The organism is Soehngenia longivitae (assembly GCF_004684055.1).
Lineage (GTDB): Bacteria > Bacillota > Clostridia > Tissierellales > Tissierellaceae > Soehngenia > Soehngenia longivitae.
In genome coordinates this window covers 93,169-116,505 of sequence record NZ_SRIB01000008.1, presented here as the reverse complement: position 1 = coordinate 116,505, position 23,337 = coordinate 93,169, and the positions used below count along the sequence as shown (strand labels likewise).

The 23,337-nt window shown below is 31.1% G+C and carries 19 protein-coding genes and 1 tRNA gene; 10 read left to right on the top strand and 10 right to left on the bottom strand.

Features of this window, described 5'->3' with window-relative positions; translation table 11 throughout:
• Nucleotides 1–202 precede the first annotated feature (202 nt).
• The 3 genes from E4100_RS06830 to E4100_RS06820 are packed head-to-tail and all read right to left on the bottom strand — an operon-like array spanning nt 203 to nt 2,826.
• Nucleotides 203–526 (bottom strand): PTS sugar transporter subunit IIB, encoded by a 324-nt coding sequence (locus tag E4100_RS06830; RefSeq protein WP_135271289.1) that lies wholly within the window; start codon nt 524–526, stop codon nt 203–205.
• 12 nt (nt 527–538) lie between these two features.
• Complete coding sequence (locus tag E4100_RS06825) at nt 539–760, bottom strand: hypothetical protein (RefSeq protein WP_135271288.1); 222 nt, start codon at nt 758–760, stop codon at nt 539–541.
• Complete coding sequence (locus E4100_RS06820) at nt 760–2,826, bottom strand: BglG family transcription antiterminator (RefSeq protein WP_135271287.1); 2,067 nt, start codon at nt 2,824–2,826, stop codon at nt 760–762. The genes E4100_RS06825 and E4100_RS06820 overlap by 1 nt, the downstream gene beginning before the upstream one ends.
• Before the next feature lie 265 nt (nt 2,827–3,091).
• On the opposite strand from E4100_RS06820, the gene E4100_RS06815 reads away from it, so the two are divergent.
• From E4100_RS06815 to lpdA, 6 genes are all read left to right on the top strand, one after another.
• A complete protein-coding gene (locus tag E4100_RS06815) occupies nt 3,092–4,186 on the top strand; it encodes a PfkB family carbohydrate kinase (protein ID WP_135271286.1) in 1,095 nt (364 codons plus the stop codon).
• The gene (locus E4100_RS06810) at nt 4,186–5,094 is read left to right on the top strand and encodes a pseudouridine-5'-phosphate glycosidase (RefSeq protein WP_167792097.1); all 909 of its coding nucleotides are present in this window, start codon (nt 4,186–4,188) and stop codon (nt 5,092–5,094) included. Before E4100_RS06815 ends, E4100_RS06810 begins: the two co-directional genes overlap by 1 nt.
• 156 nt (nt 5,095–5,250) lie before the next feature.
• Nucleotides 5,251–6,336: a pyruvate dehydrogenase (acetyl-transferring) E1 component subunit alpha gene (pdhA, locus tag E4100_RS06805; RefSeq protein ID WP_135271284.1), complete on the top strand. Its 1,086-nt coding sequence runs from the start codon at nt 5,251–5,253 to the stop codon at nt 6,334–6,336.
• Nucleotides 6,336–7,316 carry an alpha-ketoacid dehydrogenase subunit beta gene (locus E4100_RS06800; RefSeq protein ID WP_135271283.1) on the top strand — a complete coding sequence of 327 codons (981 nt, stop codon included), beginning with the start codon at nt 6,336–6,338 and terminating at the stop codon, nt 7,314–7,316. The genes pdhA and E4100_RS06800 overlap by 1 nt, the downstream gene beginning before the upstream one ends.
• Before the next feature lie 12 nt (nt 7,317–7,328).
• The gene (locus E4100_RS06795; protein WP_167792096.1) at nt 7,329–8,651 is read left to right on the top strand and encodes a dihydrolipoamide acetyltransferase family protein; all 1,323 of its coding nucleotides are present in this window, start codon (nt 7,329–7,331) and stop codon (nt 8,649–8,651) included.
• A 12-nt stretch (nt 8,652–8,663) separates the two neighbouring features.
• A complete protein-coding gene (lpdA, locus tag E4100_RS06790; RefSeq protein WP_135271281.1) occupies nt 8,664–10,046 on the top strand; it encodes a dihydrolipoyl dehydrogenase in 1,383 nt (460 codons plus the stop codon).
• A 28-nt stretch (nt 10,047–10,074) separates the two neighbouring features.
• Here the strand turns inward: lpdA and E4100_RS06785 are convergent, their stop codons facing one another.
• Together E4100_RS06785 and E4100_RS06780 are read right to left on the bottom strand one after the other, a co-directional pair.
• Nucleotides 10,075–11,751 (bottom strand): bifunctional diguanylate cyclase/phosphodiesterase, encoded by a 1,677-nt coding sequence (locus tag E4100_RS06785; protein ID WP_135271280.1) that lies wholly within the window; start codon nt 11,749–11,751, stop codon nt 10,075–10,077.
• Nucleotides 11,752–11,858: 107 nt separating this feature from the next.
• Complete coding sequence (locus E4100_RS06780; protein WP_135271279.1) at nt 11,859–13,595, bottom strand: methyl-accepting chemotaxis protein; 1,737 nt, start codon at nt 13,593–13,595, stop codon at nt 11,859–11,861.
• Nucleotides 13,596–13,747: 152 nt separating this feature from the next.
• Between E4100_RS06780 and E4100_RS06775 the strand changes: the two genes are divergently transcribed.
• From E4100_RS06775 to E4100_RS06765, 3 genes are read left to right on the top strand one after another with little or no spacing between them, the layout of a single operon-like run.
• Nucleotides 13,748–14,683 (top strand): AAA family ATPase, encoded by a 936-nt coding sequence (locus tag E4100_RS06775; RefSeq protein WP_135271278.1) that lies wholly within the window; start codon nt 13,748–13,750, stop codon nt 14,681–14,683.
• Nucleotides 14,676–15,881, top strand: a complete 1,206-nt coding sequence (locus E4100_RS06770; protein WP_135271277.1) for a DUF58 domain-containing protein — start codon at nt 14,676–14,678, stop codon at nt 15,879–15,881. The genes E4100_RS06775 and E4100_RS06770 overlap by 8 nt, the downstream gene beginning before the upstream one ends.
• Nucleotides 15,871–18,159, top strand: coding sequence for a transglutaminase TgpA family protein (locus E4100_RS06765; RefSeq protein WP_135271276.1), 2,289 nt, complete (start codon nt 15,871–15,873; stop codon nt 18,157–18,159). Before E4100_RS06770 ends, E4100_RS06765 begins: the two co-directional genes overlap by 11 nt.
• Here the strand turns inward: E4100_RS06765 and E4100_RS06760 are convergent.
• From E4100_RS06760 to E4100_RS06750, 3 genes are all read right to left on the bottom strand, one after another.
• Nucleotides 18,149–18,481, bottom strand: a complete 333-nt coding sequence (locus E4100_RS06760) for a hypothetical protein (RefSeq protein ID WP_135271275.1) — start codon at nt 18,479–18,481, stop codon at nt 18,149–18,151. The genes E4100_RS06765 and E4100_RS06760 overlap by 11 nt on opposite strands.
• A 101-nt stretch (nt 18,482–18,582) precedes the next feature.
• Nucleotides 18,583–19,353 carry an Mrp/NBP35 family ATP-binding protein gene (locus E4100_RS06755; RefSeq protein ID WP_135271274.1) on the bottom strand — a complete coding sequence of 257 codons (771 nt, stop codon included), beginning with the start codon at nt 19,351–19,353 and terminating at the stop codon, nt 18,583–18,585.
• A 24-nt stretch (nt 19,354–19,377) separates the two neighbouring features.
• Nucleotides 19,378–19,452 (bottom strand) — tRNA-Thr (locus tag E4100_RS06750).
• Between the two features lie 254 nt (nt 19,453–19,706).
• On the opposite strand from E4100_RS06750, the gene E4100_RS06745 reads away from it, so the two are divergent.
• A complete protein-coding gene (locus tag E4100_RS06745; protein WP_135271273.1) occupies nt 19,707–20,111 on the top strand; it encodes a thioesterase family protein in 405 nt (134 codons plus the stop codon).
• Nucleotides 20,112–20,117: 6 nt separating this feature from the next.
• Here E4100_RS06745 and E4100_RS06740 read toward each other — a convergent pair whose 3' ends face one another.
• Both E4100_RS06740 and prfB read right to left on the bottom strand, forming a co-directional pair.
• Nucleotides 20,118–22,232 carry a Tex family protein gene (locus tag E4100_RS06740; protein WP_135271272.1) on the bottom strand — a complete coding sequence of 705 codons (2,115 nt, stop codon included), beginning with the start codon at nt 22,230–22,232 and terminating at the stop codon, nt 20,118–20,120.
• 30 nt (nt 22,233–22,262) lie between these two features.
• Nucleotides 22,263–23,319 (bottom strand): peptide chain release factor 2 gene (gene prfB / locus E4100_RS06735; RefSeq protein WP_209315304.1). Its coding sequence is split into 2 segments (ribosomal slippage): nt 22,263–23,294 and nt 23,296–23,319, totalling 1,056 coding nucleotides; the frame shifts between segments, so codons are not numbered across the junction.
• Nucleotides 23,320–23,337 lie beyond the last annotated feature (18 nt).

Here is a 23,337-nt window from a genome sequence, read left to right as displayed (position 1 = left end):
ATAGAGAATATTCTCCTTTCTTTATTGTGGTTTTCCAATTACATTATATCAAAAGGAGAATTATTCTCTATATTTTTATGTTCTTTGTCCAACAATTATTTTACACTAAGACATTTTGAGCTATCCTTGCAAGTACTGGCATAACTTTTTCTTCTAGCCACTTCATTATTCGGCTATTGCCTAAATTATTGCCATTCATAACCTAGTCCTCCTTCTTGCTGTTAGCCAGATCAATTATTTGTTTTAATATTTTCTTGCCATCCATGACTGCAAATGCTTGCATATCTACAATATCTACAGGGATATTGTATTTACTAGCAATCGTTTCAATCTCTTTTTTTAGATGTCTAACTTGTGGCTCTAACAATGCTACATCATATTTTTCTGCATTCTTTTTAAATTCACCTGTCCCACCTGCATCTACTATTACGTCTAATTCTTGTTTTTTTGCTTCATCTGAAACTTTTTTTGCCAAAGCACTCGAAGTAGCACCCCAGCTGCATAAAATTACGGCATGTATTGCCATATTACCAACCTCCTATTTTTTTAATTTTTGATATGCTTTATTTTCAGCTTTTACCATTTTTATAAAAAATTTTTGAGCATAATATATGAGTGTTATAAATCCCACCCCAAATATCAGCACCACTAATCCTTTGGAAATACCATTATTAATCATAGTGTATATTGAAGAAATGCTCCATATTGCTAACAGGATAGTATAGAATATCTTTACTTGCACTTTGCTTAGAAAAAACATCACGTCATCTCCCTCCTTATTTCATCAGTGTATTTTTCTTTTAATAAATCATAAAATATATCTCTTAATTCTTCTTGTGTTTTAGCTTTGTTTACTCTAGTAGATAATTCTTTATCTTCAATCAAAGCTACACTTACATCTCCAATAAGTCTAATTGCCGCTTTATCATCGGGTGATAACAGTAATAGTGCTGTATGAACTTTTTCCTCTTTATCGAATAAATTTTTCATAGTGACATCATAAATTATATTCCCTACTGCCACGATAGGCTTATCTATATGTTCAGATATGGCATGATATATTACAAATCCTCTTTCAGGTAAGACTATTGCTCCTAAATTTTCTCTTTCAAGTAGTTTCTCCTCAATGTCGTATGCTTCTGGAATAATTTTTTCATTGATTAAATGATATAGAAATTCCCTTATTATGTCTTTTGACTTTTTCTGTTTTAATTTAACCAACAACAAATTATCAAAAATATCGAGCATGTATCTACCGTATTTAGCAATATAAATTGCATCAAATTCTTTGGGCTTTTGAGATTCTAATAAATTATTATTAATAGACAAATTTGTGTGCAAGACATCTTGTATTTTTTGAATGTCTTCTTCTAGCAAGAGCGGGTTTACAACAACAGTATTTATACTACTTAATTTCAATGGAATTGTTGAAATAATCAAATCGACATTTTGGTTTTTTAGGGCTTCATCTACTTTCATACTTGACACTGCATCAATCACATTTAATTGTGGAAACAGTTGAAGTTTTGATAGCATCATTCGCGATGTCCCTATACCACTAGCGCATACTGCAAGTACATTGAATTTTTTAGTTTCTCTATTTTTTCTTTCCATAGATGCACCAAAATGCATAGCGATATAACCTATCTCATCATCTGGAATTGTTGTATTCAGTTTTTCTTCTAAATTTCTAGTAATTAATTTGGTCTTATCGAACAGATCCTTGTATTTATTTTTTATGTCATTTATCAATGGATTTCTTATATCCAGTCCATTTAGTAGCCTGTCTACAGCTGGTCCTATATGCGTTAAAAGTCCATTTATTAAGGCTTCATCTTTTCTAAAATTCACATTAAAAATTTCTTCAGCTGAATCAATCATTTGGTTTACTATTTCTACTAAATCGTGATCAGTGTTTTTTGTAATGTCTTTATATCTTGCACCTTTTAAATGGATTGTAATATATCCTATTTCGCTTTCTGGAATTTCAATGCCAAGTTCTTTTTGTATGTTTTCAGCTAGTAGTTTTGCATATTTATACTCCTCAGAAGACTTTAATTCCATCAAATTGATTGGATTTATTTCTATCTTATCTCCTGCTTCCAATCTTTTAATGACTAATACTAAGTGAATCAAAAGACCCATATAAGAACTTTCTACTATCTCAAAATCGATTTCATTAACTAAATTTTTAATTGATTTTTCTATTTTTTCTAGTGTTCTTGTATCCGTGACACTTTTTAGATGTCTTTCGATTTCATGTAGATGATCGATGTTTAGTGAGTTGATATTCATGATGTCAAGCAAAGTTTCTTTGTTTGAATTATCATATAAAAAATTGATAATCGCTTTTCTGAAGTTCTTCTCTTCTCCTTGAATGATTACTCCATATCCGGGTTTTGTAATAAGATTGAGATCTTGTTTGTTGAGCCATTTTTCAATGTCTTTTAGATCATAACTAATAGTTGCAGCAGACACATTAAATTTCCTTGCAAAATAATCCAACTTTAAAGGTTCATTAGCTCTTAGTAGCTCCGAAAGAATATATTGTTTCCTCTCAGCAATACTTATATTTGGTTTTTTAGTCCAAAAATCCATCTTTATTCTCTCAATTTCACTGTCATTTGCAACTATCTTCATTCCTTCTTTTTTATTTGATAAATCTACATTATATTGTTCATTTAGATATTTTTTTATGAAATTGATTTCCCTGTAAACAGTCCTATTGCTGATGTTGAATTCTCCAGATATATCTTCAATTCTAACGATGTCATTATTTAATAGTTTTTTTACTATTTCAAACTGTCGTGCACTCAGTTTTGACATATTTCACACCTTCTGTGATATATTGACATATATTTAATATTTATCTTTTCTCGATTTATATTATATAACTAAATCCTCTATTTTGAACAATAAGATGTATAATTTATGGCAAAAGTAAGTGTCATATACTTAATATCTTGAATTTATAATATCTATAGAAGTTTGAAAAACTTTAAAAATATTAAATTTATATTGCAATTATAAATAATTTTGCTTATAATATAAGCATAAGTTTATTTTATTAAGCGTATGCTTAGGAGGGGCTATGACAAATCGAGAGCTTGAAATATTAAATATCATCAAAAAAAATCCTCTTGTTTCTCAAAATGAAATTGCACAAATGCTAAATATCACAAGATCTAGTGTGGCAGTGCACATAGCAAACTTAACTAAAAAGGGGATAATTAAGGGCAGAGGGTATTTAATTGAAGAATCAAGGTATGTAAGTGTGATAGGCGGCGCAAATGTTGACATTGTTGGATTTCCAAATGGGTCGTTGCGAAAGAATGATTCGAATCCAGGTAAAGTCAAATTATCCGTTGGTGGTGTTGCTAGAAATATTGCAGAAAATATATCTAGATTGGGAATAAATACCAAGTTATTTACAGTCGTTGGAGACGATATGTACGGTGAAAAAATAGTAGATGAATGCAAATTGGCAAAAATTGATACAAGTTATATTAAAATTATCCCAAATGAATCTTCTGGAACATATTTAGCGATACTAGATGAGAATATGGATATGGATGTAGCTATCTCTTCAATGGATATTTTTAAACATTTGAATGAGAATTATCTAAATGAAAATTCATTTACCTTGCAAAGTAGCGAAATCATAGTATTAGATACAAATTTGGATAAAGAAATACTTGAATATGCAGTAAAAAATTACAAAGATAAAAAGCTATTCTTAGATACCGTCTCTTATTCGAAAGCTTTGAGAGCAAAAGATGTATTAGGGTATTTCCATACCATAAAACCTAATAAGCTTGAAGCTCAGGCTATTACTGGAATAAAAATAGATAGTTATGAAGATTTAATCAAAGCAAGTAATAGTATTCATAACCTTGGCGTAGAAAATATCGTAATTTCACTTGGAGAAAAAGGAGCTTTTTATAGTACAAAAGATTATCAAGGTAGATTAAGATCTAAAAAAGTTAATATTAAAAACGCAACCGGCGCAGGTGATGCATTTCAAGCGGGACTAGTGTTTGGCGAATACAATCTCTTGCCATTTAAAGAAACAATCAAATACGCAATGGCTGCAAGCCTTGTAGCAATGGAGTCTGAAGATACGATAAATAAAAACATATCTTTAGAAAAAATTGAAAAATACATTAATGAATTGGAGGAATATTGATGAACAATATTGTTAAATTATCAAAAGAGGTAAAAGAAGCTTTGAGAGAAAATAAACCTGTGGTTGCACTTGAGTCCACTATAATTTCACATGGTATGCCATATCCACAAAATGTTGAAACAGCGTTAAATGTAGAGAGAATAATCAGAGAAAATGGCGCAATCCCTGCCACTATCGGAATAATCAACGGGAAATTAATCGCAGGTCTTACAGAAGAAGAAATCGACTATATGGGAAAAACTAAAGGGATTTTAAAAGTATCTAGAAGAGATATCCCATACGTGTGTGCAATGAAAAAAGATGGTGCTACTACTGTAGCTTCTACAATGATCATAGCTGAAATGGCAGGTATAAAAATATTTGCAACAGGAGGTATTGGTGGAGTTCACAGAGGTGCGGAAACCACAATGGATATATCTGCAGACCTTGAAGAATTAGCTCAAACAAATGTAGCTGTAGTATGCGCTGGAGCTAAATCAATTTTAGATTTAGGGCTAACATTAGAGTATTTGGAAACAAAAGGAGTGCTTGTATTAGGCTACCAAACCAATAAACTCCCAGCTTTTTATACGAGAAGTAGTGAGTTCGATGTTGATTATAGAATAGATAGCCCAAAAGAGATCGCAGATATAATAAATATTAAATGGGATTTGAACTTAAAAGGAGGTATCCTCATAGCTAATCCAATCCCAAAAGAGTATTCAATGGATGAAGAATTAATCAATAAAAGTATAGAGCAAGCTGTGAATGAAGCTAACCAAAAGGGCATTAAAGGAAAAGCACTTACCCCATTTTTACTATCGAAGATAAAAGATGTAACCGAAGGAAAGTCATTAGAATCAAATATACAACTCGTATATAACAACGCTTTGTTAGCTGCAAAAATTGCAGTTGAAATGAATAGATGATAAAAAGAGTTTGCATTAATGCAAACTCTTTTTATATGGTGAATTATCAGAATAATACAAAATTTAATTCCTACTAATTTACTGTTTAATTCTTTAATTTTTGGAGATATATATAATAAATGATAATGATTATCAATTATAACAGGAGGTTAGTTTATGATATTTGATGAATATAATCCATTGGATAACAAAATGTATCAAGTGCTAGATGAAAACGGCAATCTAGTTAACGATAAAGATGTCCCAAATCTAGGGGATGATGAGCTTATTTTTCTTTTCAAAACAATGCTTTATGAAAGGATTATTGACGAAAAAGCCCTTTCCTATCAAAGACAAGGCCGAATGCTTACCTATGCCCCAAATATAGGGCAAGAAGCCGCACAAATTGGCAGCGCCTATGCAATAGACAAGGATGATTGGCTTGTTCCTGCATTTAGGGAATTGGGAGCTTGGCTTATTAAAGGAGTTCCATTAAAGAACATTTATTTGTACTGGTATGGGAATGAATGGGGTAGTCATTTCCCAGATGATATAAGAATGTTACCTGTGTCTGTGCCGATAGCATCACAACTACAGCATGCAACAGGCATTGGAATGGCAAATAACATTAAGGGAGAAAAAAATGTTGCAATGACCTATGTAGGTGATGGTGGTACTTCTCATGGTGATTTTCACGAAGCATTAAATTTTGCAGCAGTGTTTAATGCTCCTGTAATTTTTATAATTCAAAATAATCAATATGCCATTTCGACTCCACGAAAAGTTCAGACTAAATCTAAAAATTTAGCGGTAAAAGCAATTGCTTATGGTATGCCAGGCATACTTGTTGATGGTAATGATATATTTGCGATGTACAACGCTTCAAAAATTGCTGTCGAAAGAGCAAGAAACGGTGAAGGTCCAACTTTAATTGAAGCATTCACTTATAGACTAGGGGCTCATACTACAAGTGACGATCCTACGAAATACAGAGAAGATAAAGAAGTTGAAGAATGGAAGAAAAAAGACCCTATTTTAAGATTTGAGCTTTTCTTGAAAAATAAGGGTTTAATAGATGATAAGTGGATTGAAAATACTAAAGCTGAACTTGAAAAAGACGTCACTACAACTTTTGAAGAAATAGAGGGTAAATCAGATACCGAAATTGATGATATATTTAAGTACACTTACGAAAAGATGACACCTCAATTAGAAGAACAGTTATCTGAGTACAAAGCTTTTTTAGAAGGAGGTAACAAATAATGCCTAATACTTTAAATATGGTACAAGCAATAAATCAAGCACTAATGGAAGAAATGCAAAGAGATGAAACGATAGTAGTATATGGTGAGGATGTAGGTGTTGAGGGCGGTGTTTTTAGAGTAACTGTAGACTTACAAAAAAAATATGGAGAAAAAAGAGTTTTTGATACTCCATTAGCTGAATCTGCAATAGTTGGAACGGCTGTTGGCATGGCAATAAATGGACTTAGACCTATTGTAGAAATGCAATTTTCAGGATTTTCATATCCAGCCTTTAATCAAATAATTAGCCATGTGGCTCGAATGAGAAACCGTTCCCGAGGTAAGTACAATCTCCCAATGGTCATTAGAGCACCTTATGGTGGTGGCATTCGGGCATTGGAACACCATTCAGAAAGTACCGAAGCTTTGTATGCACAAATTCCTGGGCTTAAAGTAGTCATCCCTTCTACTCCATACGATGCTAAAGGACTTTTGATATCCGCTATTAGAGATAATGATCCAGTGCTTTTCTGGGAACCCAAGAGAATATATAGAGCTTTTAAACAAGAAGTCCCTGAAGGACCATATGAAATTCCTATAGGGAAAGCTAAGATAATCCAACCAGGTGAAGATATTACAGTGGTTTCTTGGGGTGCAATGGTAAGAGATGTTCAAAAAGCCATTGAAATGGTAAAGGACAAGGATATTTCTGTTGAACTTATTGATTTAAGAACTATAGCTCCTATGGATAGAGAGAGTTTTGTAGAATCTGTTAAAAAGACCGGCAGAATATTGGTAGTTCATGAAGCTCCAAAGACACTTGGAGTTGGCGCTGAAATAATATCAATAGTCAATGAAAAAGCATTCCTTTATCTTGAAGCTCCGCCAACAAGATTAACAGGTTTTGATACTACTTTCCCTTTGCCAAGAGGAGAGCAGCATTATATACCAACACCAGAGAGAATTGCTAAAACTATTGAAGATGTAGTGCGTTACTAAGGAGGAATGAAGATGAAATTTGAATTTCAATTCCCAGATATAGGGGAAGGTATTCATGAAGGTGTAATAACTAAATGGCTTGTTAAAGAGGGCGACATGATAAAAGAAGGGGATTCAGTAGCAGAGGTTGAAACCGATAAGGTTACTACTGAGATACCATCACCAAAAACTGGTAAAATAATAGAATTAAAGGCGAGTAACGGTGATACTATTCATGTAGGCGATGTCTTTGTTGTGATTGATACAGAAGGAAGTGCTGAAGAAGTGTCATCTGAAGATAAAAAAGACACTTTAGCAGAAAAGAAAGAGATCGTTGAAGAAGAAAATGCAGGTGTTGTAGGTGAAGTAATTAGTTCATCAGAGGTTATAGCTCCAAGTGATGAAAAAGAAGGCAATAGTGCAAGTGAAAATGTTGCTGGTAAAGCCCTAGCCACTCCCGTTGCAAGGAAACTTGCTAAAGATTTAGGTGTGGACATAAATAAAGTGGTTGGCAGCGGACCAAATGGACGTGTTATGAAAGAAGATATAATAAAGGCAAGTAAACAGCCATCCGAAGCTGAGCATAAAGAAGTCCTAGATGAAACCGTAAAAACCACTGTTGATGCTAAAGAGGAAAAAATAATAGTCGAAGAAGAAAAAATTGAAAGAATACCGCTTACAAGAATTAGAAAAACTATTTCCCAAAAAATGACACAATCTAGATTCACTATCCCTCATACAACTGCTATGGACGAAATTGATGTAACTCAATTATATGAGTTTAGGAAAAAATACAAAGATTCCTTAAAAGAGGAAGAAATCAATTTAACTTTCATGCCTTTCATAATAAAGGCTACAATAAGCGTCTTAAAGAAAATGCCTGAGTTCAACGCAACTCTCGATGAAGAAAATGATGAATTGATATTAAAGAAATTTTATCATATAGGGATTGCGACTGACACTGATAGAGGTTTAATGGTACCCGTTATCAGAGATGCTGATAGATTGAGTATTATTGAACTGGCTAAGAAAGTCGATGAAGTTTCTAATAGTGCAAAAAATAACCAAATTGAACTTAAAGACTTAAAGGGTAGCAGTTTTACAATTACTAACTATGGTTCGATTGGTGGGTATTATGGTATTCCAATAATAAATTATCCCGAATCTGCGATTCTAGGAGTTGGACGAATAGTACAAAAACCAGTAGTAAAAGATGACGAAATAGTAAAAGCATGGATACTTCCACTGTCATTGTCTTATGATCATAGGATAATTGATGGAGCAAGTGGAGCTAGATTTTTAAACATGATGAGAGAACTGCTAGAAAATCCAGAAATGCTTTTGCTTAAGGCTTAAGAGGTGAATAACATGAAAAAATACGATATTGTCGTACTCGGTGGAGGACCTGGAGGTTATATCGCCGCAATAAAGTCTAGCCAACTCGGAAAGAAAGTAGCAGTGGTTGAAAAAGATAAATTAGGTGGAATATGTTTAAATTGGGGATGTATCCCTACTAAAACATTGTTATCTTATGCAAAACATTTTCAAGATATTTTGCGAAGTGAAGACTTCGGTATTGGTGGAATTGATAAATCCAAGGTATACGTCGACATTGAAAAAATGATGCTTAAGAAAGATGAAACAGTCAATAAATTGGTTTCAGGTATTCACATGTTATTTAAGAAAAATGGCGTGGATTTATATAATGGGTTTGGAAAAGTAATTGATGATCACAACCTAGATGTAAACGGAGAAAATTTATCATTTGATAACTTAATTATTGCTACAGGTTCAAAAGCTTATATCCCAAATATAAAGGGCTTAAAGGAAAGTTTTGAAAGTGGAAAAGCCATTAACAATACAGGTATACTAGGATTAAAAGATAAATTAGACACCGTAATAGTGTTAGGAAATAATACCTATGCAGTAGAATATGCAACTTTCTACAATGCTATTGGTACAGATGTTACGATGATTTTTGAAGATAAAAACATTTTGCCTGATTATGACAGTGAATTGTCCCAAACTTTGGAAAGGCAACTTAAAAAAAGTGGTATAAAACTAGTTAATAGCTCAGATATTACTGAAGTAAGAGATGACAAGATATTGGTATCTCAAAAAGGAAAAGAAAAAGAATTCACTGCAGATAAATATGTAGTGTTTTATGGTATAAGACCAAATTTAAGTGGAATTGAGAATCTAAAACTCATCAAAGATGAGAATGGCTTTATTCAAACCGATGAAAGACTGAGGACAAATATAAAAAATATTTATGCCATTGGTGATGTAAATGGAAAGATGCCGTTAGCACATGTGGCATCTTTTGAAGGAGTAGTAGCAAGTGAAAATATTTCTGGAATTGATTCTAAAATTGATTATCTAAAAATTCCAAAAGTCGTATACTCTTTCCCTGAAATCTCAAGCGTTGGTTTAACTGAAGAAGAAGCCAAATTAAAAAACATAAATTATTCTATAGGAAAGTTTCCACTTTCTGCTAACAGCATGGCAATCCTAAAAGGGGAAACAAGTGGTTTTGTAAAGATATTAGCAGATAAAGACATGTATGGTGAAATCATTGGTTTTCACATAATTGGCAATGACGCTTCAAATATGATATCCGAAGCTGCTAGTGTGATGAATTTAGAAGGTACTATCTATGACTTAGCTCGAGTGGTTCATCCACATCCCACTTTAACTGAAGCAATAGTTGAAGCTAGTTTAGATGCAATAGAAAAACCTTTAAATATATAATATGGGTGCAAGATGCACCCATATTATATTAATTAGCTATTGGCTCAGGTCTACCGTAATAAAATCCTTGAATAAAGTCACATTCCAAAATATATAATAAATCTCTCTGATTTTTAGTTTCTACTCCTTCTCCAACTACTAATAACCCTAATCTATGAGACAGTTCTATGATCGATTTAACCATTAGGTGATCCCTCTCATCAGTTTCTATGTTGTCGATAAAACTTTTATCTAATTTCACTTTATCAAGTGGTAAGTTTTTTAAATAATTTAAAGAAGAAAACCCCGTTCCAAAATCATCCAATGACAATTTAAATCCCATCTCTTTTATCCTATCCAGAACTTCTACAGTCCTTTCAATATTGTTTAACAGCGATGACTCTGTAACTTCAAATTCTATAAATTTAGGATCAAGATTGTATTTTAACAATAAATTCTCTAGGAATTTAACGATATTCCTTTCAATTATTCCTCTTGCTGATAAATTTATAGAAACATATTTCATTTCAGGGTTTAAACTTATTAAAAGTTTTAAATTTTTAAAACATTCTTCAATGATGAGCTGTTCTATTTCTATCATTTGTCCAGATGCTTCAGCTATTGGAATAAATTGTCCTGGAGATATCATGCCTCTATGTGGATGTATCCACCTAACAAGAGCCTCATACCCTGATATTTTCTCTGCTTTTGCACAGACAATTGGCTGAAAATAAACCACAAATTCATTTCTTTCTATTGCTATTCTTAACTGGTTTATCATGTCTGCTTGAGAAAATACATATTCCCCTAGTTTATCATTATATCTTACAAATTGAGACTTCCCCTTGCTCTTGGAATAATGAAGAGCTGTGTCAGCATATCTTAACAAGGTATCAAAGTCATTCCCGGTGATTTTAAAAAGAGAATACCCTACACTTGCAGATAATTTAAAATCACTGTCATCTAAAAAATTTTTTTTGCGCAAATCTTTTAAGAACTTCTCTATCCTTCTTTCCAATAAATCTATGTTTTTATAATTCTTGTAAATTACTAAAAATTCATCAGTATTTAACCTGCCTATTAGGTTATCCTTACCAAATTCCTGTTTCAAAAACTCTGAAAACTTTTTTAAAAATTCATCGCCATAACTATATCCAAGAACATTGTTTACATGGCTAAAGTCATCTAAGTCTATATATAAAAATGCAATATCTTCATTTACGTTATTTTTTATGATATTTGAAAAATCTTCTTTTAGCTTTTCTTTGTTTGATAAATTAGTCAATGTATCATAATGAGATAGATTAAATATGGCTTCTTTCATTATTATTTTTTCTGTGATATCTGATCTTATACCGATGATTTTTTTAAGTTTCCCCTTTTCATTAAATACTTTTATTCCTCTAGAATACACCCACTTATATTTGTCATTTTCTTCTTTTATTCTATAAATAATTTCCATCTTTACTTCGTCACTTTTTATGAAATTCTCTAAGCTTTTATTTATGTTGAATAAATCTTCTTTATGAATCTTCTCATCAAAGTTAAGCATCAAATCAGCTTGATAATTAAAAGAATATTTTATAAAATCATCATCTTTTATATTATCTGATTGGTCAATGCTTATCTCCCAAACTTCTCCACCTACATCTTCAAGAAGTTTGCCGTAATTATTTAGATTTTCTTTCAACATCTCAATTTCTGTCATTCTATCTAGTTTATCCATTTAATTTCTCTTTTCCTTTCATTATAAGAAGATCCCAATATCAGCTTAATAATTATACTAAAAATACAAAGTTTATAAAGTATAAAATTTATTAAATTATTGTAATTTTAAAGTATAAAACTATTCATATTTATGCTCAATTCTTCAGCTAAAGATGCTTGTTGTTCTGCTACTTTTTCGACTTCTTCAATTGCTTTTGAAAGTTCTTTAATGTTTGTTGATATATCAACTGTGCCACTAGTTGATTGCTCGATAGTAGCAGCTACCGATTCGATAGCCTCATTAATCTCAGATATAGCTTCTTTTATTTCTGATGATTTCTCATCAAACTGTATAATTAAATTTTCTACGTATTGAGCATCTTTTAGGTAGTTACTACCAGTTTCTACTAGGCTATCATAATCAGATATTACTTTAGAGTCTATGAATTTCAATAGATCATCTGAACTTGTTGATAGTTCTGTAAATACTCCGCTAACTTCGCTTACTAAATCTGTTATTTTATCTACAGCTGAAGAAGAAGCTTCTGCTAATTTTCTTACTTCATCAGCTACTACAGCAAATCCTCTCCCATGTTCTCCTGCTCTTGCTGCTTCTATGGCTGCGTTTAAAGCTAAAAGGTTTGTTTTTTCAGCAATTTCCTTAATTGAATCAGCCATGATTTTGATCTCTGAAACTATCTTTCCTCTTTCTATGGACTCTTTTATAGCTTTTTGTTTTACTTTATATGTGTTAGTTGCTTCATTTCTACTTAATACTGCACTTTCTTTAAGCTCTGATGCTCTATTTGCAATTAGCTTAACATTTTCTTTCCCTCTTACTGTTTCTTCAAGTATAGCTTTTGCATTGTCCAAAATTTGATCACCAGATGAACTGACTTCTTCTATGGCTGCGGAAGTTTCTTCCATGCTTGCAGCAATTTCTTGAGTAGATGAGTTAACTTCTTGAATCTGAGCACTAATTTCTTCAACTGTGGCACTTAATTCTTGACTAGAAGCACTCGCTTCTTCTGCATTTTCTTTTGATAGACTGATAATCTCTCTTAGTCCCTCTTTAGTTTGCTTAAATGCTCGAGACAAATCACCAATTTCATCTTTTCTTTTTAAAGAACTTTGCTCAATTTCAAAAGAAAAATCCCCATCCCTTAACATCTTTGAATAGTTTACAGCACCTTTTATTCCTCCAACTATGCTCTTTGAGTTATAAAAACCTAACAACATGGATAGTAAAAAAGTTAACAGTGTAACTACAATAGTTATGGTCAATGTCATAGCCATTCTCGATTGTGAATCTTCATACATAGTATCTGAAACTTTAAGGTTGTAGTTTATCATTTCATGTATAGCATTTTCAACATCATTTTCAAGTTTACTAGCTTTACTGTAAGTACTAATTGCTTGAGAATATTGCCCGTTTTTAACATATTTAATTACTTCATCTCTGAGAGGTCTATATTCATTCAAAGCTTGTTTAAAATTAGCTAACAAGACTTTTTCTTGTGTGTCTAAATCACGATTTTCATATTCTTCTATTAAATCGTTGTTTTCTTTTGTAAGAATGTCAAGTTCTTCCACTGCATCATTTATAACTGTGTCATTGTATGTAACTTGATATTGCCAGAGAATTTTCATAGTCTGCTCTTTTGAATTTTTAACATTACTTTCTATATCTGTTAACAGTAAATTTCCCTTCAACCTATCATTGTACATTGACTCCAAGTCTTTTGTAGATTGATTTAATGAAAAAATACTAACTGTCCCTACTAGGATAGAAAGAACAGCTACTATTATAAATCCTCCTAGCACTTTTGTTTTTGTACTCAAATTGTCTAAAAATTTTCCCATCAAAATCCCCCTCTAGAAATTTATAAGTCTATAAAACATATATCGGTATATCTATGTGTTTTTTAATAGTAACTTACATTAAATAAAAATCTTTAGTTTAGCTCTATGTAATAAAGGTATAAATGTATTAAAGATATTTTTAGGAGGAACTTATGCTTAAACAACTCGAATTGCTAATGGATAATTTAAATAGTGCTATAGTAGGTAAAAAAGATGTGATTGAAGAAGTAATTATTGCGTTAATTTCAAATGGGCATTTATTAATAGAAGATGTTCCCGGTGTAGGTAAAACTACTTTAGCTAAAGCTTTAGCTAAAAGCATAGATTTAACTTACAAAAGAGTTCAATTTACCCCTGATCTAACACCATCGGACATAACAGGTATTAGTGTATATGATAAAGATAGCGGAGGTTTTATTTTTAAAAAGGGTCCAATATTTTGTAATATATTTTTAGCTGATGAAATCAACAGAACTTCTCCTAAAACACAATCAAGTTTATTACAAGCTATGGAAGAATTTGAAGTTACCACTGAAAATGAACACTTCTTATTAGACAAACCATTTTTAGTCCTTGCAACGCAAAATCCGATAGAATATCAAGGTACATTCCCGCTTCCTGAAGCTCAATTAGATAGATTTTTCATGAAAATATCTATTGGTTATCCTAACAAAGACGATGAAAAGAAGATATTAAAAAATTATTTAGAACTGAAAAATTTAGATCACATAAAGCCAGTGCTAACTAAGTCTGAGCTATTGTCCATATCGAAAGAAGTGGAAGAAATTATTGTACATGATGAAATTTTGGAATATATACTTGATATAGTAAATTTGACAAGAAATTACAAAAGCATAGCTCTTGGAGCAAGCCCAAGAGCTAGTATTGACATTCTCAAAGCCTCAAAGTCAATGGCTTATCTATCTAATAGAGATTATGTAATCCATGATGATGTCAAGAAAATAATAAATCCTGTTTTAAGACATAGATTAGTTTTATCTGCAGAGGCTAGACTAGAAAAAAGAAACATCGATGAAGTAATAGACGATATGATAAAGAAATTATATATAGGTGGAGTATATGCTTAACAACAAGTTTATGTTAATAATTATTGTGATTTTATTTGCTTTTTCTCTCTTAGTCGGTGGAGATCTACCTTTTTTCCTCCTTTACTTTTTTGTTTCAATTTTTATTTTATCGCTTATTGAAATTTTTTATTTTAAACGCTGCGTAAATGTAAATCTGATTTCTAATAAAGCTACTTTGTATGCAGGTGATAAAATTGAAATTTCATATGAAATTTTTAATAAAGCTAAATTTTCCATACCATATGTTGAAGTAGAAGATTTATTCGAAAATAAGCTTACGAATAAATCCTCAAAACCTATTATATATTCCATGGAACCAAAGCAGACATTATCAAAAAAAACAATAATATCTGTTAAAAGAAGAGGTAGATATGATCTTTCGGAAATAAAGATAAATCTAATGGATAGTTTAGGAATATTTAAATTTACTAAGTTGACTTCACAAAACGCATCTATTATTGTATATCCAACATATCGCAAACTAGAATCTTTTAAAATATATGCAGGTTTATCAGCAGGCGAGCTTTTAGCTTTTGATAAAATATCTGAAAATCGAAATAGAATTAATGGAATCCGCAAATATGTAGTTGGAGATCCGATAAAATCGATTCATTGGAAATTATCAGCAAAAAAAGATACTTTGATAACTAAAGAATATGAGAACCGAAAGGATACAAGTGTTTTTATCATCCTTGATTCACTACAAAGTAAATTCATCAATGATTTTGAATTCCATTTAGAAGATTTGCAAGTAGAAATAGCAAGCAGCATAACTGAATATTGCCTTTCCCACGAAATAGAAGTTGCCCTTTTTTATGAGGCAAAAAGTGAAAATGTGATCATTCAAGGCAAAAATATTCATGAATTTAATCCTTTTAGGGATAAATTAGCTGTTTACGAGCCAAATGGCGTCTTTGAATTTAACTATAACATAGCTTTTATTGATCAATATCTTTATAAATTTTCAACAATTATTTATGTGACTACATATTTAAGTAAATCAGATGCGAAAGAACTCTTAACTTTAAAAATGAATGGCTTTAATCCAATTATTTTATTAATCACAGATGTCGAAAATAAATCATTAAAATTTGATTATTACTATGTTGATAAATTAAGGCTTCAATCTATGACAATTTATGAATTAGATTATAATTCTGATATTGTTAAAAAATTGGAGGCACAATATGAAAGATGACCACAAGCTTGAAAATATATGTTTGAACTTTTCATCAATGCTTCTTAGTTTTGCATTAATGTATACAATTGCTACCACTGTAAAAATTGATATTATATTTCCTAGACAATTGTTGCTATTTTTGTTAATTTTTGAATTGATATTTTTATTTATTAAAAAACCCATATTTTTCTTTATCCCGCTAATTGTAGGTTTAATTATAACTTTAGTTCTAATCCAATATGATAGAACCATTATAATTCAAACAGTCCAATCAGCATTACAGTTTTTCGAGAATATAATCAGCAATATAACTGATTCAGCCCCTATACAAGAAGACTATAAAATTTATTATTTCGTTTTATTTAGTGCAATATTTAGTTTAATATCTCTAATATCAATATATAACCATAAAAAGTACAAGTTATTATATATTTTAAGTTATTTCACGTTGGTCGTTTACTGGTATAGTTTTATTGACGCTGCTTTCAGAGCATTGATAATGCTTTCCTTTTCACTAATCTTAACAATTGTTATAGTAAATTATAGTATGATAGTTAATAATTCAATCAAAGGAAATGTAGTAAACAAAACTAAATTTTCTTTATTTCTTAAGCCAATACTTCTTATCAGCATAATTTCGTTGATTTTAGCTACTGTTTTACCTAAATGGAATAATCCAGTAGATTGGGTTTGGTTTGAAACAAAAATTGTTGATACCTTCCCTGTAATCCTAGATTTTAGATCTGATCCTGTATACGACAGAGGTAATTCTAATGCTAGCCCTTTTAATTTTAGCACGACAGGATTTAATCCAAACAATTCATCATTAGGTGGCAAAGTTGTTCCTAATAATAGAGTTGTAATGACTTTGAAATCAAGTAAACCAGTATATTTAAGAGGAAGTGTAAAGCACACATATACTGGTAAGAATTGGACTAGTGAAGAAATTATGGCTTATAAAACTAAGGCTGGATATAATTTTTATTTCCAAGATTTAAATTTAGGTTACAAATCAGAAAATTTAAAGAGTATCACAATATCAAATAAAAATTTTGCTTCTACCACCTTATTCAGTCCTTTATATCCTGTTTCTATTGATTTAAAAGGGAATAGTGACATCTATGCTAGTGAGGATATGATTATAAATTACCCTTATGGCATATATAAAAATGAATCTTATACAGTTCATTACTTTGAAGAGCTCCCATATGATAAATTAATAGAAAGTGATATATATAAAAGAAAAACAGATATCAGGAATTTATCTTATTATCTCCAAACTTCTAATACTGTAACTTCAAGAACAATAAACCTGACAGAACAAATTGTTGAAAATGCAAATAATGATTATGAAAAAGCTTTGTTAATAGAAAACTATCTAAAGAAAAATTATTCTTACACTTTAGATGTAGATGATTTTTCTAAATCTGATAACCCTGATTTTGTTGATTACTTTCTATTTGAATCAGAAGAAGGGTATTGCACCTATTATGCTACAGCAATGGCAGTAATGCTTAGAATTGCAGGAATTCCAAGTAGATATGTAGAAGGTTATGTAGCTAACGAAGAAATAAATCCTGGAGAATACAAAGTATCGCAGTCTAATGCCCATGCATGGGTTGAAGCTTTTATAGAACCTGTTGGGTGGATTAGTTTTGATCCTACACCTTATTATGAAGTTTTAAATAATGTTGATATAATAGAAGAATCTGCTCCTGAACAAATAGATGAAAATACCCCCGAACCATACGAAGATGGAATTACTGACGATCCGAGAAGACCAAATAGAGAAGATATTATAGAAGAAGGAAATAATTTAATTATAGATACTGATAATCTCGATGAAGTCAACACTACATTTACTAACACATGGTATATTCCTTTATTTTTCTTAGTTATATTGGGTGTTTTGTTCTTAAGAATGATTTACCTTACTATTAAAACCAATCATCGCGAAAAAAGACTAAAGAATTTAAATAGCAGTGAAAGAATTGAGCAATACTACTATGATATCAATTCCCTTCTAGGACTTTTAGGGTTCCCTAAGAATGATGATGAGACTTATTATGAGTACAGTAATAGAATTAATTACAAATTCTTTAAATTAGATGATATTGAATTAAAGAAAATTACTGATATTTTTATAAAAACTAAATACGGATATAAAGAAGCCTCAAAAGAAGAAATCGAATTGATGGAAAAATTTAGAGCTATATTAACTAATCGATATAAAAATTATGAAGGTAAACTAAAATATTTCATGAAAAAATATGTACTAGGAAGTATTAAATTTTAATATTTAATATTTTATCTGTGATTTTATACATTCTTAAAAGCGAATTCTCTAAAAAGAAATAATGCAGAAAATAAAATAAAGTAACGAAGAATAAAATCCCAAATATAACAAATACTAGTATTTCTTGGGTTTTAATGCTTAAATATAAACTAGTTAGCATTAATATTGAGGTAAACAAGGTAACTATTAAATGAATCAGTCTTTCATGTTGAAAAAAATCTATATGGAGCTGGTGAATATACAATAAATCTTCATAAGAATATTCACCACTTCTTATAGCTTTATTTATCCATTTTTCATAGTTTCTTATGTATTTTTTCATGTTTCTACCTCCTCTTTTTTGTTTATTTACCCAAAAAAATAAGTTTCCAAAATATTTAAATTTTTTATAAAAAAATACTTGGAAACTTGTAATATAAATATTTATTTTTCTAATTCATTAGCTAGTGAATCGAGTAAATTAAGTCCTATTGTTTCAATCTCCCCTCTGTCACATCTTTGAGCAATTTCTGGGTCTATTGGTAGTTTTGCTAATACTTTTAAATTAAACTCTTTAGCTATTTCATCAATATGACTTTCGCCAAATACTTTATATTCTTTGCCGTTGTCAGGGCATTTAAAATAGCTCATATTCTCAACCAATCCAATGATCGGTATATTCATCATCTTAGCCATCTTTACAGCTTTGGTTACTATCATAGATACTAATTCTTGAGGAGATGTCACTACAATTATTCCATCTACAGGAATGCTTTGAAAAACTGTTAAAGCTATATCACCTGTTCCGGGTGGCATATCGATAAACATATAATCTTCATCTTCCCAAATAACTTCAGTCCAAAATTGTTTAACTGTTCCTCCAATTATTGGTCCTCTCCAAACTACTGGATCTGTGTCATTTTCTAACAATAAATTAAGAGACATGACATCTATACCAGTTCTAGTTTTTACTGGTAAAATACCATCTTTATTTCCTTTGGCTTTTTCAGTAAGTCCAAACATCTTTGGGATAGAAGGACCTGTGATATCAGCATCCATAATGGCTACTTTGTTTCCTCGTCTTTGCATTTCTATGGCAATAATAGAAGTTACAAGGGACTTTCCAACGCCACCTTTCCCACTTAAAATTCCAATTACTTTTTTTACATTTGATTTATCATTTAACTTCTCAATTGAGTTTAGAGTTTCAGACATTTATATTCTCCTCTTTACATATAATGGAGCTGATGGTCGGATTTGAACCGACGACCTGTGCATTACGAGTGCACTGCTCTACCACTGAGCCACATCAGCATTAAATTTAATAAGCAATATAATTATACAACATTTGATTGTATTTTTTAACCCCTAATTTAAATTTGTGACCTGACATTAAAAGTTAGATCTATTCTATACATTATCTTTGATTTTATTGGGATTAACCTTGAGTTAAAAAAATCTATATGGATTCAACAATTTCACCACTATTATCATAGTATATTATTTTTATGTATTAATTTGGGTATAAAAAGCTATAGAAATAAACTTTAAATTGAGGAGGATCAGATATGATAGAACACAATATAAAAGAAGGTATGATTTTCAATTTTAAAAAGCTGACATCTCCTAATGATTCTTGTGCTAATGCAGGCTCACCTGAGCTCTATTTTCTAGTTTCTACTCCAGCTATCATACATATGATGATAGAGGCTTCTAGCGAAATGCTCGATGATCTGCTGCCTAAGGATTACATAACTATAGGTGTTTATGTTGATATAACACATGAAAATCCAACATTAGTAGGTGAAGAAATTGTATTGAGTACAAAGGTTGTTAAAGTGAACGGAAATGAATTGACTTTAGAATATACAGGTTCGGATGCACATGGAGTATTTTGTAAGGGAAATTATGTTAGAAGAATAGTGAACAAAAACAAGTTGATGGAAAACTCATTTAAAAGATTTTCAGAATAAGCCAAGCTAATTAGCTTGGCTTATTCCTTTCATGCTAAGAGATATTCTCCCTTTATTGTAGTCGATATTTAATATTCTTACTTTAACAATATCTCCTACTTTTAAAACTTCTTTAGGATGCTTAATGTATTTTTCCGATATCTCTGATATATGAACCAATCCATCTTCTTTTACACCAATGTCAATAAATGCTCCAAAATCTACTACGTTTCTCACAGTACCCAAAAGTTCCATTCCTATTTCCAAATCTTCGATTTTTAAAACATCACTTCTTAAAATAGGTTTTGGTCTGTCTTCTCTTAAATCTCTACCAGGTTTTTCAAGTTCTCTAATTATATCAATTAATGTTGGTTTACCTATGTTCAATTCTTTTGATAGTTCATCTACATCTTTTAATCTATAATCTAATTTGATTAATTTATTTGCAATATCATAACTTTCAGGATGTACACTCGTGTTATCTAAAATATTTTTACTTTCAGGTATTCTTAAAAAACCTGCACACTGTTTAAATGATTTTTCACCCATTCCTTTAACTCTCAATAGTTCATCTCGAGAAGTGAATTTTCCATTTTCTTCTCTATATGCTATTATGTTCTCTGCTAATTTAGAGTTTATCCCCGATACGTACTTTAATAGCGATATGCTTGCTGTATTTAAATTAACTCCTACCCTATTTACACAGTCTTCAACTACATTTGATAATACTTCATCTAATCTCTTTTGATTTAAATCATGTTGATACTGTCCTACTCCTATGTGTTTTGGCTCTATTTTTACTAATTCGGCTAGTGGATCCAATACCCTCCTGCCTATTGAGACAGCACCTCTAACTGTGACATCTTTATCTGGAAATTCTTTTTGCCCAATTTCCGACACTGAGTATATTGAAGCTCCAGCTTCACTAACTATTATATAGCTTAGCTGATTTTGATTATATTTTTTGATAAAGTCTACAACAAAGCTCTCAGTTTCTCGTGAAGCAGTCCCATTGCCAATTGCTATAATCTCAACATTGTATTTACTTACTAATTCTAATAATGTTTTTTCACTTTCTTCAACTTTGTTATGGGGTTCTACCGGAAAAATATTTGTATGGGTTAAAAGCTTTCCTGTTTCATCTAAAACTACTACTTTAAGTCCTGTTCTAAATCCAGGGTCAATCGCCAATATCGCTTTACCTTTTATTGGAGGTTGCATGAGTAGAGGCTCTAAATTAAGTGAAAATACTTTTATTGCTTCTTCTTCAGCTCTTTGTGTAAGTTCACTTCTGATTTCTCTTTCTATTGACGGAAATAAAAGTCTTTTAAAAGAATCTTCTATTGCCTGTTCTAATAAATCATTAGAAAGACTGTTGTTGTCAGTCATCATTTCATCTTTTATCAATTTTATTAAATCAAAGTCAACTGTTTCTAAGCTTACCTTTAACGCTTTTTTATTTTCCCCTCTATTTATGGCTAATATTCTGTGATTAGCAACACTTTTTATTGGCTCTTTATAGTCATAATACATTTCATAAACCGATTCTAAATTTTCATCTATAGCTTTTGTAACAATAATTCCATGTTTATAAAGAGAGTCTTTGATTTTTCTTCTCAAGTTAGCATCATCTGAGATGTCTTCTGCTATTATGTCTTTAGCTCCAGCAAATGCTTCATCTATGCTATTTATATCATTTTCTTTATTTAAAAAACTTGTCGCAAATTTTAATAGTTCATCATCTTTTAATTTGTTAAGCTTAATTGTTTCTGCTAGTTCACCCAAGCCTTTTTCTCTTGCAATTGTAGCTTTAGTTCTTCTCTTTGGTCTAAATGGCCTGTAAAGGTCTTCTACTCTTTGAAGGCTCTCAGCCATTTCTATCTCTTTTCTCAGATCATCTGTTATTTTACCTTGTTCCTCAATTAACCTAATTACGTCTTCTTTTCTCTTTTCAAGATTTCTCAAATATGTAAGTTTCTCGTCTAGCTCTCTTAATTTTATGTCTGTCATTTCTCCAGTTAGTTCTTTCCTGTATCTTGCAATAAACGGTATAGTATTCCCTTCGTCTAGTAATTTAACTGCATTTTCTACGTGCTTTTCTTTTAGTCCTAAACTTCTTGCAATTTCTTTAATTATATCCATATTTCCCTCCTAAACTTAATTAAAGCTCTTCTATTGAAGAGCTTTGTATTTTAAATATTCATTTATAAAATAGTCTAAGTCGCCATCCATTACCCTGTAGACATCGCCAACCTCTGCTTGGGTTCTATGGTCTTTTACCATACTGTAAGGATGAAAAACATATGAGCGAATTTGTGAACCCCAAGCTATTTGAGAATAAGAGCCTTGTAAATCTTCTACTTTTTCCTTGTTCTCTTCTTCTTTTAGCTGTATCAATTTGGCTTTGAGCATTTTCATAGCAGTTTCTTTGTTAGAATACTGGCTCCTCTCAGATTGGCATTGGACAACTATTCCCGTAGGGATATGAGTAATCCTAACAGCAGAATCTGTAGTGTTAACATGTTGCCCCCCTGCTCCAGTTGACCTATATGTGTCAATTTTTAAATCCTTCTCATTTATCTCAATTTCTTCTTCTTCTTTAAGCTCAGGAAAAACATCTACACTGGCAAAAGAAGTATGCCTTTTACCAGAAGCGTCAAATGGAGAAATTCTCACAAGCCTATGCACACCTTTTTCACCTTTTAAATATCCGTATGCATTGTATCCTGAAATCAACAAAGTCACAGATTTAATGCCGGCTTCTGGAGCTTGTAACAAATCTAAAGTTTCTACATTATATCCCTTGTCTTCTGCCCATCTTCTATACATTCGAAGTAGCATTTCAGCCCAATCTTGTGCCTCTAGTCCTCCTGCGCCTGCATGAATGGATAATATGGCATTATTTTCATCATACTCTCCACTTAATAATGTGGATATTTTAAACTCATCAACTTCTTTTTCAATTTCCGCAAGTGTTTTTTCTACTGTCTCATAGTCTGTATAATCATCTTCTTCAAGCATCAATTGGTATAAAAAATCGAGTTCTTCAACTTTGTTATTTAGTCTTTCGTAAGTTTCAATTTGCTCTTTTAAATTTTTAATTTTTTGCATCGTATTTTGAGCATTTTTTTGATCTTTCCAAAAGTTTTCATCATAGGTGCTTTTTTCAAGTTCTTCTACAGACTTTCTTTTAGTTGGTAAGTCAAAGTGAAACACCCAACTCAATCATTGTATTTAAACAATTAGA